Below are 12,432 nucleotides of genomic sequence, written 5' to 3'. Positions count from 1 at the left end.
TCAGTTCGCCGCCTTACTTACAAGCCAACCAGCCAGTGTTTCAAAGTCATCGTTCGCTACACTGTATGGTGCGCAATTAAGGGCTACATTACGATTAGCTGTGGCCTCTTTAATAACTTCATCGCTGTTGATAAAAAACGGCGCCATAAATGGCAATGTAGATTGCCAAAGAGAAAATAGATCAAATTCTAACACTGAGGCTGCGTTGTAACGATTAACAACAAAAAAGTGTTTCCAACTTGACTCTACTGACTTAAGGGTTTGTAGGCGCTTGTATATGAGGCTATGACAAATTGCATCGCAAGTGACTAGCTCAATAACAATATCGTTTTCTTCTAACGGGTAGTGAGAAATATTAATATGTGAAGGGCAATCGAATATTATCCAAGCAGATTCTTTATAGTCCAGATTTTTGCAATTGTTAATTGTGGTTATAATTTCATCTAACGTTGATTCATTATCGCCATGGGGTAAAAAAAGAACGCCATCGCTGTCTTTGCGAAAATGCAATAACGCATCGTCAAAAGTACTCTCGTTGCTCCAACCTTTTGTGGCTGTCCACTTAAGGCCAAAGTGCAAACCAAGGTCACTTTTAGCATCTAGGTCTATGGCAACCACATCAACATCAGATTTTTTCAAAACGCACGCTAAGTTTGCAACAACTGATGTGCTACCTATGCCGCCTTTGATACCTTTAATAAAAATCCTTTGCAATGGAGTTTACCTTTTTTATTTTTTTTCTTTAGATGTTTTTATTGCGTCATCAATTTCTTTCAATAGCGCATACTTGTTAATTGTTTTTTGATTTTTTTGTGTATTCATAATTTCTATGTAGTCGTCACTTTTCCCACCAAAACGGCGAGCTAGGTTTTCTATGTCACTTGATGTGAGTATTTGTGAGCTTTTTGTAGCTAAATTGTTCATCACAACCTTTGTAAGCGTAATATTTATTTTTATTAAAAGTGGACAATATTTGGCTATTATATATAGAATAGCGGGTAAAACTAGTAAAAAAGTATTTTTTTTGAGGGCTTTTTAAGTGCATAACTTTAACATAACGGGTTTAGAGCCGGCTGCAAAAGAGTTAAAATCGGCTTCAAGTTATGCTGTTTTAGCGCCTTTAGACAATTTTGTGGTTGAATTTGCTTTACATGCAATTAACCAAAATTGCGCAAACGATATTTACATTGTTTCTCAAGACGTTGAATCTTTTTTTGAGTCGTCATTTTCTGCAGCAATTAATACTGCGTACAAACGCAGTAAAGTTCATCCATTTTCTCTCTCATCTGAGACACAGCATTACTCAATAGAGCGAATAAACAAAGGCATAATTAAAGAGATAGGCGCGTATAAAAAATTAAAAAATGCGCTAGTGTTTATCCACTTCAACACAGAGCTATTGAGTGCAGCAACCGAAGCTAGCACAAAAACAATAATGAACGATTACAGTGAGTTTGCAAAAAAAACAGGGGTTACCTTATTATTTTTGCTATCTGGTCCAGAAGTAACACACTATCGATTTTTAATAAGGCAGCTTAATAAATCTTTTGATGGATTAATTTTTGTAGATAATGATTCCGCTACCCGCGTTTTAGAGTACGATTATTGGCACCACACTACGGGTGTATTTGCTGATATGCAGTTTCAACTGTCGCTTGAAGATAATCAGTTTTTGGTACAAGAGGGAACTGTAAACGATCTAAAAGTATTCAATGGCTCGCATTTTCCAGATGAGGACGATGTTTGGTTAGTGCAAAGCGCGGTGCCAATCGGTACAAAATTGCCTACGCATTATTATACCGCAAAAGACAATAATGAGCTGTTTGACAAAGGCCCCAAATTAAAAGCGGCAACATTGGTGTTTGCTGTTACGCGTTACACAGATTTAGCACTGCTTGGTAAACAGTGCTTTGAACTTAGAAAAAGCTGCGGTCGTTGGTTGAAATTGGTAGTACAAAATGTTGATGGCGTTATTCGCCATCAAGATGAATGCTTATTTTTAACTTTAGGCGTTAACCTTATTTTGTATAGCTTTTCTGAACCTTCGCGATTATTATCTCAAATTCAATCTATTCAAGGGTTTCAATTTTCTAGACCGTTACCGCCATCTGTCGAGCACGTTCTGAAATATACTGAAAATACGTTTTCTAAAGGCTATTTACCTTTTGATGAATTTACGCGCCAAGTAGAGGTTCATAGTGACTCTGCTGTTAATCTGGGTGTTAGCGGCGTGTTGGTTAAGCTTGAGTTATTACCCCGCATAGAGCCCATTCACCCTTTACACTTGTTTCATATTAAGCGTGAAGGGGATGTATTTAGCCTTGCAGATAACACCGTGTATTTGTACTTGCATGCGTGTAGAGAGAACGACGTAAATAATGCAATTAAGCATTTATTCAAGCTACAAACGAGTGACTTTTTTGTGCAGCAAAATGTTATTTCAGATCATTTTCATATACAGCAAGAATGTAAGCAATTAAGGCGGCTTTATAGCGGTAAACATGTTACTGATTATTCTAAACAGTTAACAGAGAATGATAGCTATAAGTTTGAACCCGGTGTGTCAAAAGGGATTACTGAGTCGTTAGACACACCTGAGTTTACAAATGATGCGCGTCCCGATGCTGTGTCATTTGTAATGAGATTAAAGGCTTAACCAATGAGTATTAATCAGCTTTTTATTACCGTTATTTTGGCAATTATAGTCGGTATTGTGCTTTGTATGTCGGCAACTCAAATATTGGCCAGAGTAAAAACATATTATTACAAGCTTACTTTTAAACACGAAGTACTTGAACCTTACACACCGAATAAAAAAAAGAAGGATGAGCAGTGAAATTATCAGGTTTAGGAGCGTGGAATCTTTATTTCTTAGCTAAATTTGCCTTGTTTTATTACGGCGCAATTGATTTTAATGTATTAACCAATGCAGCCCTTGCAGCACTTTTAGCAATCAAATTTAAAAAAGCGATTATTGAAAAGTTAAAACATGTACTTGGTGGTATTTTTGCGATTGTCATACTTTACCAAGACTCTTGGTTGCCCCCAATATATAGGCTTACAAAGCAAGCTGGTAATGTTCAAGATTTCAGTTTTGGCTATTTTTTTGAACTTTTAGCACGTGTCATCAGTGTAGATATGCTATTGGCATTATTCGTTATTACCGTGTGTTTTTGGTATACATCTCAGTGGTTACGTTTTACAACAATAACAATTGTTGGGCTGCTTTTGATAGGATGGCAAGGAGAGGGTGAACAATCAGGCACAGTAGTAAATGCCAACTCTACAAATACAACAATTAGAAATGAGCCTAGTAATCAAGCACAAGTCATTACGCGCGAAAGCCAAACACCTGATCAAAAATTGTCAGACTTTTATCAACAACAAAGCCATTTAATTAGCCATTTTCCTTCGCAAGTTAATGGCGAACTGTTCGATGTCATCGTTTTAAATATTTGTTCAATGGCGATTGATGACTTGAACGCTATTGGCGTTAGTGTTGAAGACATGTTTAATGATTTTGATGTGGTGTTTTCAGATTTTAACTCAGCAACATCTTACAGTGGGCCTGCAGCTATCAGGCTTTTACGCGCAAGTTGTGGGCAAACAAGCCAAACAGCTTTATTTAGTGATGCACCAGAGCAATGTTATCTATTTAAAAATTTAGAAAAATTAGGGTATCAAAGCAGCGTTGTGATGAACCACGATGGCCACTTCGATGACTTTAAAGGCTTGGTTAATCGTTTTGGTGGCCTAAACGATAAACCACTTAATATTGATTCACTTCCAGTAGCACAATATGGCTTTGACGACAGTCCTATTTATTCTGACGGTGCAGTGCTAGATAGTTGGCTTAAAAATGAAGCGCAAGATTGTGAGCCATGTGCAATGTATTACAACACAACAAGCCTTCACGATGGTAACCAGCTGGCTAATAAAAAACGCATGAATAGCCTTGAAAGTTACCCAATCAGGCACGCTAATTTATTATCTGATATTAATCGTTTTATTCAAAACCTTGAAAAGCGCGGCCGTAATGTCATGTTAATGGTAGTACCCGAACATGGTGCAGCATTAAAAGGTGACAAGGTACAGTTTGCTGGTCTTCGTGAAATACCAAGCCCTACTATTGTATCTGTACCAGCTGCTATTAAATTTATTGGTCCAGACGTTAAAAGTTATTCGCAAATTATGATTAACGAATCGACTAGTTACTTTGCCTTATCTGAAATTGTTGCAAAAACACTTGAGACAAATGTTTTTGGGGGTAATAACAGCATTGCCAATTTAGTTGAAAACTTGCCAAAAGCACCAAAAGTTGCTGAAAATGCGGGCACAATCATGATGTATGTTAATAAACGACCTTACATACAACTTGATGGCGAAGAATGGTCTGCTTACCCTCAAGGTTAAAAGTAATTTAGCTATGCAGCAGGCTAGCTCTGCTGTGTAGCGTGTTTATGTTGTTATTCTTATGTGTTAATTAAAACGCAGACTTGTCCAAAAATGTTTACAATAAGCTACCTTATCAAAGCGACTTAGCGTATTATTCGGCTAATTTAGTTTTTCCTGCTTTGAGGATGTATGCGTCTAGATATTCACTGTGCTGATAGGATCGGTATAGCCCAAGAAATCCTTAATATTTTAGTTAACTACAGTGTTGATTTAAAAGGTATTGAGGTCGACTCTGTCAATTGCCGTATGTATGTGAGCTTCCCAGAAATAGAGTTTGAGCAGTTTCAAAAAATCATGCCTTCTATCCGTCTGATTGACGGTGTGCATGATGTACGCACTACCGCATTTCTCCCTTCTGAGCGAGAGCATAACGAATTAAATACCTTGTTACGTGCATTACCTGATGGTGTTATTTCTATTGATGCTAAGGGCTGGGTACGTTTATGCAACGATGCTGCCTGTAAAGACCTGCAGTTAAGTGAAAAAGAAGTTATTGGTGCTAACATAAATAACCTACTAAAGGGCTTTAACTTTACGCGTTGGTTAGAAGGCAAGGAAGTGTTAGGCCAAACGACTCGGGTTGAAGTAGCTGGCGAAGACTTTATTGCAGATATTTTACCAATTGCCGTGCCACAAGGCAGTGAAGGCGATGTTTTAGCTGGTGCGGTTATTAACATTAAGTCACAAAGTCGTTTAGGTCAGCAAGTTAGTGCATTTAGACGCTACGGACAAGAAAGCTTTGCCACTATTCATAACTTTAGTACTGCTATGCGCCGTGTTGTGCGTGAAGCACGAAAAATGGCACAGTTAGAAGCACCCATACTCATCACTGGTGAAACAGGCACAGGTAAAGAGTTACTTGCGCGAGCGTGTCATTATGCGTCAAATCGTTCTGTGAAGCCGTTTATTGCGCTTTCGTGCGCGTCGTTACCTGATGATGTAGCGGAGTCTGAGCTTTTTGGTTATGCAGGCTACGAAGAAAATGCAGCTCCTAAACGCGGTGTACTAGAGCAAGCTGACGGCGGTACCGTATTTTTAGATGAAGTGGGTGAAATGTCGACCCAGCTACAAACTAAACTTTTGCGCTTTTTACAAGACGGAACGTTTAGAAAAGTAGGTGATGAGAACGAAGTAAAGGTTAATGTTCGTATTGTAGCCGCTACTCAAAAAGACTTACCCGCAATGGTACAAGAAGGTGTGTTTAGAGAAGACTTATACTACCGAATTAATGTATTAACTCTCGAAATTGCTCCGTTACGCGACCGCAAAGCCGATGTGGGTCCTCTGGCAGAGCATTTTATCCAAAAATATGCCCAGCAAAATGGCCATGCCATTCCGTTATTATCACAAGAGTGTTTGAGTTTTTTACAAGAATATCCGTGGCCTGGTAATGTTCGCCAACTTGAAAATGCTATTTACCGCGCAGTCTCATTGTTAGATGATAGCGAATTACGTTTAGAGCATTTACAACTACCTACGTTTACACATGAGTTAGGGTATTTGGAGTCAGACTTTGAAGGCTCGCTTGATCAAGCTGTGAAGCGTTTTGAGGCAACGTTGCTGCGTAAACTTTACCCTGCTTACCCAAGCTCAAGGCAACTAGCTAAACGCTTAGGGCTTAGTCATACCGCAGTGGCAAATAAGTTGCGTGACTACGGTATAAACAGAAAAACCGTTAAAGTTTAGATGACTCTAAAATTAAAACAGGGGACTAGCTTTTAGTCCCCATGTTTTTTGTAACACCATCAATAGCAATCGTTTCTATACCGTCTTCATTAAAGTTAATAACAATACTGGCATTATTACGGGTAAAAAAGTAACTACGGTTGTTAAGCTCAATTACATAGTCGCCTTTTACTCGGTCGCTAAACTTTTGTTTTTTTAGTGACACAGTATGCTCACCAATTTGCCAATTAAACCCTTCAATAAAACCATTGTTAAATTCTTGAACCCATACCTGGCTTTCATCTTTTGATAGTGTAATTGCAACTGAGTATGAACTTGGAATACTTTGCATATTGTAGCTTTTAGCGCCAATTTTAAACTGTTCAGCTTTTTGTTGCCAAGCAAAACCAAAGTCAAATTCTTTTTGTATACCCGTTGAGTAGGTAATAGTGCCTTTGCCGGGTAATGAAAAATCAGCTAGCGCTGAATAGCTTGGTACGAGTAATCCAATAAACGTAATTATATGTAGTAGAGGTTTCATAAGCATTTTATTTTTATATATATGAGTAATAAAGAGTAAGGGAGAACATACGTCTTAGCAAGTGCTTGTGATACACTCAGTAAAATTTTGCTGGTAAGACCTTTGTTGTGAACTTATATATTCGACTCCTATTATTATTTTTTAAAATTAAGCGTAATAAACACTATCAAGATTTACTCGATACGGTAGATATTGATTACAAAGCACTTCCTACAGATTGTGATATTAATTTACATTTAACTAATTCGCGCTATTTAGCCATGATGGACTTGTCGCGTACGTGGATGACTGAGCGAGTAGGTTTGCTAAAACAAATAATGAAACGACGTTGGTTTCCTATTGTTAATGCAACAGCTATTACTTACATCCGTGATATTAAACCCATGCAAAAATACACTATTAGCACTAAGTTAGTGGGCTGGGATCATAAGTATTTTTACATTGAGCAGAAATTTCATTCTGATCGTGGTTTGCATGCGATTGCGTACGTACGTGGCGTATTTAAAAGCAAAAAAGGTGTTATAAGTATTGAAGAAATGCTTGAAGTGGCTGGCTTTGAAGGTAAAACTCCTATTTTACCCAGCGAAGTAATGCACTGGAAAGAAATGCTTGAACAGAAAAAAATGGCTAATTTACCAAAGTAATTTAAAAAAGGCGCTTTGCGCCTTTTTCAATTTTAAGCTTTTATATTTAGCTTACCTTGAAAGTCCTGCCACCCTGGTGGGAACTGCCCACGTAATACATACGAAAACGCAATCAGTTCTGCAATCACAAAATAAAGCTCTTTTGGAATCTCTTCACCTAATTCGAGGTGCGATAAGGTTTTAGCTAAGTCAGGATCTTCGTGGATCATGATCCCCTTTTGTTTTGCTGCAGCGATTATTTCTTCCGCCAACTCCCCAAACCCCTTAACACTCACTGAAGGCGTGCTTCCTACTTCGTATAAAAGGCCAATTGCCGACTTGCTCTTAGGGGAATCACTCATAGCTACACCTTAATATTAATAATTGCATGGGATTTATAAAAAGCAGCATGGGTTGCCTCCCCTCGTTTTAGGTTTAGTTCAGCAACTTGTAAGCCGTGTTTAGCCAGTTTTGAGCGCAGATTATCAAGGTGAGGGTGGGCAATGGCACTCACTTCTTGGCTTGATGCTAATAATTGGCAATCGAGCGATTTGTCCATTAGCTCGGCGGTAATTTGTAGTTGACCGAGATCAGCATAATCAAAATTTAATCTAACAAACCAGACATTTTTAGGCTCTAGTTTATCGGCCGATGGTTTTTTATATTGCCCTAGCGTTATTTCTGTTTGGGCCGCTTCTGGCGGTAATTTCATCGGAAGTAAAAACTGTGCCAGCGGGTTACTTTCGGGTTGCTGATTTGGTGTTGAAACACTTACCTGTGTGAGCGCGTTCTTAACCTGAGTAAGCTCTCCAGCAAGCGCTTGCACTTGTGATTGCTGAAGTTGCTCTAGTATTTTTGAACTTGCTTTGCCAGCTTTAAACGTAGGCATAAGCACCTGTAGTAATGCATCAATGCCTGTTTTTGAGTCAAAGGTAATTGGGATTACAGACTGGTTAATAAAAGGCGCCGCCAAAATACTAACCGCTAGCTGCTCAAGCCCTTTGGTAAAGCTACTTTGCAGGGTGTCATTCGTGAGGCTGTGAGGCTGCAGCGTCGCTAATATCTCTCTTTGCACGGCAGTCGGGCTAACGTTGCTGCTTGATACCATACGATTAAAAGCTTGATTAACCAGCGCATTAAGGTCAGGTGTTTGCTTAGTCGCTTTAACTTGAATATCGGCTATTTGACTGCTCAATGAAATTTTTTCTTCAGTGAGTTTGTGAGTTGAATCATGCGATGGTGGCAGCTTTAAAAGCGGCGTTAATATTTTAGCTTCAATAGGTTGCAACATTTGGCTTGGTGAGGCAATAGTCGTTGTGTTACTAAATACTCCACTAAATAGGGTGTTACTTGCTGGTGTAGAAGATACAGCATGTGTTTGTTGGGTTGCTGGGTTATTGGCTTTTAGGGTAGGGAGTTTGGCCAGTTTATTATCTGCATCAGATTGTTGAGCGTGGCTAAGCCCCACTTTTGTAACAGGAAGAGAATTTAACTCTTTAATTGTCGTTTGTTTTTGTAGGTCATTACTCAAGGTGGATTGAACTTGCACTGTTTGGTTTTTTAATACTTGCTCTATATTTTTGGTTGCGGGCTCTGCCTTTATTTGAGTGCTTAACAGTGCGCCTGATTGTGTACCTACCTCTGTTTTACTGTGGGCTGAGGCTTTTTCGATTGGTGGCTGCTTATTTTCTGGTGTATTTGTTGTATTAGCATTGGGTATATGCAAATGACTACTGATAACTTTGGCACTAGGAGGCTGCCAAATAGCAACATTTGCTTTTATTAGCTGTGTTAACTGCACAATAGGGGGTAATTGAGAGAAATGCTTAGGTAAAATATTAACAAGTTCAGTACTTGGCTTTTGCGCACTATTAGCAACTTGTATACCTGCATTTTCAATTAAATTAATTCTACTTGTTAGTGAGGACGGGGCGATAAACTGTTTTTGTAAAGTGAGTGATGGTGCGATTTGAGTTTTGTTTTCGTTTGCAAACGATTTATTTTCAAAATAATTAACTGCATCATTGATTCGTGTTTTTAAATCACTAAAACTAGTTTGCAGCCAAGACTTTATAGGGCTATGAGTACTCACCAGCGGACTTACTTTAGCGGTGTTATTAATCTGCGCTGGCGCGGTTTGTAAATTAGCGTGTTGCGCAGTAAGTAATTCATTAAAAGGTTTAGTAAAAGAGTTACTCAGCATCACTTTTACGCTTTGAGCTTGTGTTGTTATTACAAGCTTATCGGCTTGATTTGCAACAGTCACTTTCACGGGCGAGTTAGGCAGTTCAGCAAGCTGCGTGTTTGATACTTGCGTGGTGAAAGAGCCTGATTTTTGCGGATGCGTTAAAATGGCTAATTTAGGCGTTGCCTGTAGTTGTGCATTGGGTAACAAGCTTGCTAGCATTTTAACCAGCTTTGTTTGGCTTAACGGCTGGGTGTGAACGGTATCAGCAAAGCGGTTAATAACATCAATTTGTGCGCCTTTACTGTTGGTACTTATGACTAGTTTTAAAGGTTGCTCTGTGCTGAGTAGCTGAGCAACATCTTTATTTATGGCAGTACTAGCATTGAGCTTATCAATAATTAGCTTTGGTGCAGGCGCTAAAGCAAGCTGAACTGAAAGAGGCTTGCTTTCAACCTCTGCACCGGTACTAATAAAATTTAATAAGCGTTGTAATTGGGCAGGCTGGTTAAGTTTAATTGTTGCTGCATTTGGCAAAATAGATAGCTGCTTTCCGTCTTCGCTTAGTTGAATGCGCGCGCTAGCAATTTTATCTAAAGATTGAGGGGCATTGCTTGTGCCTAGTCTGAGCGTTTGCCACTGCTTATTAACCAGCACTTCTAGCGTGATAGAGTCTTTTGAAAATTGAATGTTTTTAGCCGCAAGTACTTCACTTGGTAATTGTGGTAACTCATGGGTTTGGTTATTAGTTGATGAATTGATAACCAATGAATTGGATAATGTTATTTGCGTTGGCGTATTCATTATTTTAAATCAAGTTTTCTCTATTTTAAGTGAATCGATTTTAAAGCAATATTCGTATTACCCTATCATTATGGTAGACTAACGCCTAATTTTTGGCAGAGAGAATCGTCATCTTGTTACACATTAAGTCCGTCTCCTGCATCAAGCAAGAACGTTGTTTGTTTGCGGACCTTAATTTTAGCCTTAAAAGCGGTCAAATCATGCAATTAGCGGGTCCTAATGGGGCTGGTAAAACATCGTTATTGCGTATCATCGCTGGCTTTTCTACGCCTGATGAAGGCGAGGTTTTGTATCAAGAACGCTCAATAAATAAATACTATGAAGAGTTCGCCCACGACTTACTTTTTATAGGCCATAAAACGGGTGTTAACATTCAGTTGAGCGCTGTTGAAAATGTACGCTTTTGGTTACGGATCAACGGTTATTCAAATGAGCCTGACCTGTACCCAATTTTAGCAAAACTAGGCTTGGTCGGTCTTGAAGATGTGCCTGTTAGAATGCTGTCGGCAGGCCAGCAACGACGAGTTGCATTAGTTAGACTTTGGCTAAGCGACGCAAATTTATGGGTACTAGATGAGCCATTTACTGCGCTCGATAAAAGCGGTGTTGCGTTTTTACAGCAGCGATTTACTCAACATCTAGATAATAATGGCGCCATATTATTAACTACCCACCAAGACCTAACTGCTCACTTTAGTGATTTACAAACAATCACATTGGAGTACCGCCACTGATGACTCGTCAACACTCTTATTGGTTACTATTCAGTGCGGTTTTTACTAAAGATATAAAGCTTGCCTTTCGCCAGCGAGCTGAAATTGTAAACCCAATATTGTTTTTTTTAATTGTTATTTCTTTGTTTCCGTTAGCAATAGGTCCTGAGCCCGGTCTGCTTGCTAGAATGGCGCCCGGTATCATTTGGGTTGCAGCTTTACTCTCTACCATGTTGGGCTTAGATAAACTGTTTAGAGATGACTTTAATGATGGATCTCTCGAACAGTTAATTGCCTCATCGTACCCATTGTCACTTACAGTGCTTGCAAAAGTGGCTGCACATTGGGTTGTGACGGGTTTGCCCCTTGTATTAATGACCCCGTTATTCGCGTTATTACTTAATTTAGATAGTAATGCGCTGGTGGCCACTGTTTTAACGTTATTATTGGGTACACCGTTATTAAGTTTTATTGGTGCAATAGGTGCTGGGCTTACTGTTGGGCTACAAAAAGGGGGTATTTTGATGAGTTTACTCGTACTGCCTTTGTATATTCCTGTTCTAATTTTTGCAACGTCGGCTATCGATACCAGTGTTATGTCGCTGGAATATAGCGGGCAACTTGCCATCCTTGGTGCTATGTTAGTCATCGCTATTATTAGCGCACCAATCGCCATATCGTCAGCTTTAAAAGTGAGTATAAGTTAATGTGGAAGTGGTTACATCCCTATGCTAAAGCAGAGCGTGCATACCAGTTATGCAATACGTTACTGCCTTATTTTGCCGTAGTTACGGTTGTTAGTATGCTCGTTGGTTGGGTGTGGGGGCTTGGTTTTGCACCTGCCGATTACCAACAAAAAGACAGCTACCGTATCATTTTTATTCACGTTCCTTCTGCCATTTTATCAATGGGGGCATATTCCTCTATGGCCATTGCTGCCATTGTTGCGCTTGTATGGCAACTCAGAAACGCAGAACTTGCCGTTATAGCAATTGCACCAGTTGGCGCATGTATGACTGCAATAGCACTTATAACCGGGGCTGCATGGGGTAAACCTATGTGGGGCGCTTGGTGGGTGTGGGATGCACGACTCACATCGGAGCTTATTTTATTATTTTTATATTTGGGCGTAATTTCGTTATACCACGCTTTTGAAGATAAAAAATCAGCGGGCCGCGCTGCATCTATCTTAGCGATTGTAGGGGTGATCAATTTACCAATCATTCACTTTTCGGTTGAGTGGTGGAACACCCTCCATCAGGGAGCAAGCATCACTAAATTTAATACCAATGCGGTCGACCCAAGCATGTTTTGGCCATTAATGGTAAATATTTTAGCCTTTGCAGCGTTTGTTGGCACAGTCACTTTAATTCGTCTTAAAAATGAAATTTTGCAACGTGAAAAGCATCGCCCATGGGTGCGCCAGTTGCTTAATAGGGGGTAATT

13 protein-coding genes are annotated in these 12,432 nt (G+C 39.4%); 8 read left to right on the top strand and 5 right to left on the bottom strand.

From position 1 onward, the window contains the following. Positions 1 to 714 (bottom strand): cellulose biosynthesis protein BcsQ, encoded by a 714-nt coding sequence (bcsQ, locus tag ATS72_RS07115; RefSeq protein WP_058429546.1) that lies wholly within the window; start codon positions 712 to 714, stop codon positions 1 to 3. Between the two features lie 15 nt (positions 715 to 729). After that, positions 730 to 924, bottom strand: a complete 195-nt coding sequence (bcsR, locus tag ATS72_RS07110) for a BcsR/BcsP family cellulose biosynthesis protein (RefSeq protein WP_058429545.1) — start codon at positions 922 to 924, stop codon at positions 730 to 732. Positions 925 to 1,039: 115 nt separating this feature from the next. Here bcsR and bcsE point away from each other — a divergent pair, with 115 nt between their 5' ends. The 4 genes from bcsE (at position 1,040) to tyrR (ending at position 6,141) form a co-directional block, all read left to right on the top strand. Beyond that, on the top strand, positions 1,040 to 2,656 hold the full coding sequence (gene bcsE / locus ATS72_RS07105; protein ID WP_058429544.1) for a cellulose biosynthesis protein BcsE: 1,617 nt from the start codon (positions 1,040 to 1,042) through the stop codon (positions 2,654 to 2,656). Positions 2,657 to 2,659: 3 nt separating this feature from the next. After that, positions 2,660 to 2,836 (top strand): hypothetical protein, encoded by a 177-nt coding sequence (locus ATS72_RS18830; protein WP_006791404.1) that lies wholly within the window; start codon positions 2,660 to 2,662, stop codon positions 2,834 to 2,836. Then, on the top strand, positions 2,833 to 4,413 hold the full coding sequence (bcsG, locus tag ATS72_RS07100; RefSeq protein WP_058429543.1) for a cellulose biosynthesis protein BcsG: 1,581 nt from the start codon (positions 2,833 to 2,835) through the stop codon (positions 4,411 to 4,413). The genes ATS72_RS18830 and bcsG overlap by 4 nt, the downstream gene beginning before the upstream one ends. Before the next feature lie 171 nt (positions 4,414 to 4,584). Continuing rightward, complete coding sequence (tyrR, locus tag ATS72_RS07095) at positions 4,585 to 6,141, top strand: transcriptional regulator TyrR (RefSeq protein ID WP_006791402.1); 1,557 nt, start codon at positions 4,585 to 4,587, stop codon at positions 6,139 to 6,141. A gap of 25 nt (positions 6,142 to 6,166) precedes the next feature. On the opposite strand, the gene ATS72_RS07090 is transcribed toward tyrR, so the two are convergent. Further along, complete coding sequence (locus ATS72_RS07090) at positions 6,167 to 6,661, bottom strand: hypothetical protein (protein WP_008127581.1); 495 nt, start codon at positions 6,659 to 6,661, stop codon at positions 6,167 to 6,169. Positions 6,662 to 6,768: 107 nt separating this feature from the next. Here ATS72_RS07090 and ATS72_RS07085 point away from each other — a divergent pair, with 107 nt between their 5' ends. Further along, positions 6,769 to 7,305: a thioesterase family protein gene (locus ATS72_RS07085; protein ID WP_058429542.1), complete on the top strand. Its 537-nt coding sequence runs from the start codon at positions 6,769 to 6,771 to the stop codon at positions 7,303 to 7,305. Between the two features lie 32 nt (positions 7,306 to 7,337). On the opposite strand, the gene ATS72_RS07080 is transcribed toward ATS72_RS07085, so the two are convergent. Continuing rightward, complete coding sequence (locus ATS72_RS07080; protein ID WP_058429541.1) at positions 7,338 to 7,646, bottom strand: EscU/YscU/HrcU family type III secretion system export apparatus switch protein; 309 nt, start codon at positions 7,644 to 7,646, stop codon at positions 7,338 to 7,340. 2 nt (positions 7,647 to 7,648) lie between these two features. Next, a complete protein-coding gene (fliK, locus tag ATS72_RS07075) occupies positions 7,649 to 10,273 on the bottom strand; it encodes a flagellar hook-length control protein FliK (protein ID WP_058429540.1) in 2,625 nt (874 codons plus the stop codon). Positions 10,274 to 10,365: 92 nt separating this feature from the next. On the opposite strand from fliK, the gene ccmA reads away from it, so the two are divergent. From ccmA to ATS72_RS07060, 3 genes are read left to right on the top strand one after another with little or no spacing between them, the layout of a single operon-like run. Next, entirely contained in the window at positions 10,366 to 11,007 is a 642-nt protein-coding gene (ccmA, locus tag ATS72_RS07070) for a cytochrome c biogenesis heme-transporting ATPase CcmA (RefSeq protein ID WP_335682261.1), read from the top strand. Next, positions 11,007 to 11,693: a heme exporter protein CcmB gene (ccmB, locus tag ATS72_RS07065; RefSeq protein WP_058429539.1), complete on the top strand. Its 687-nt coding sequence runs from the start codon at positions 11,007 to 11,009 to the stop codon at positions 11,691 to 11,693. Before ccmA ends, ccmB begins: the two co-directional genes overlap by 1 nt. Then, positions 11,693 to 12,430, top strand: coding sequence for a heme ABC transporter permease (locus tag ATS72_RS07060; RefSeq protein ID WP_008127600.1), 738 nt, complete (start codon positions 11,693 to 11,695; stop codon positions 12,428 to 12,430). Before ccmB ends, ATS72_RS07060 begins: the two co-directional genes overlap by 1 nt. Positions 12,431 to 12,432: the final 2 nt, after the last annotated feature.

It is taken from the genome of Pseudoalteromonas sp. 13-15, from assembly GCF_001468205.2.
GTDB lineage: Bacteria > Pseudomonadota > Gammaproteobacteria > Enterobacterales > Alteromonadaceae > Pseudoalteromonas > Pseudoalteromonas marina.
Note: the sequence above shows the minus strand (reverse complement) of the source record. Positions and strands in the feature narration are given on the sequence as shown.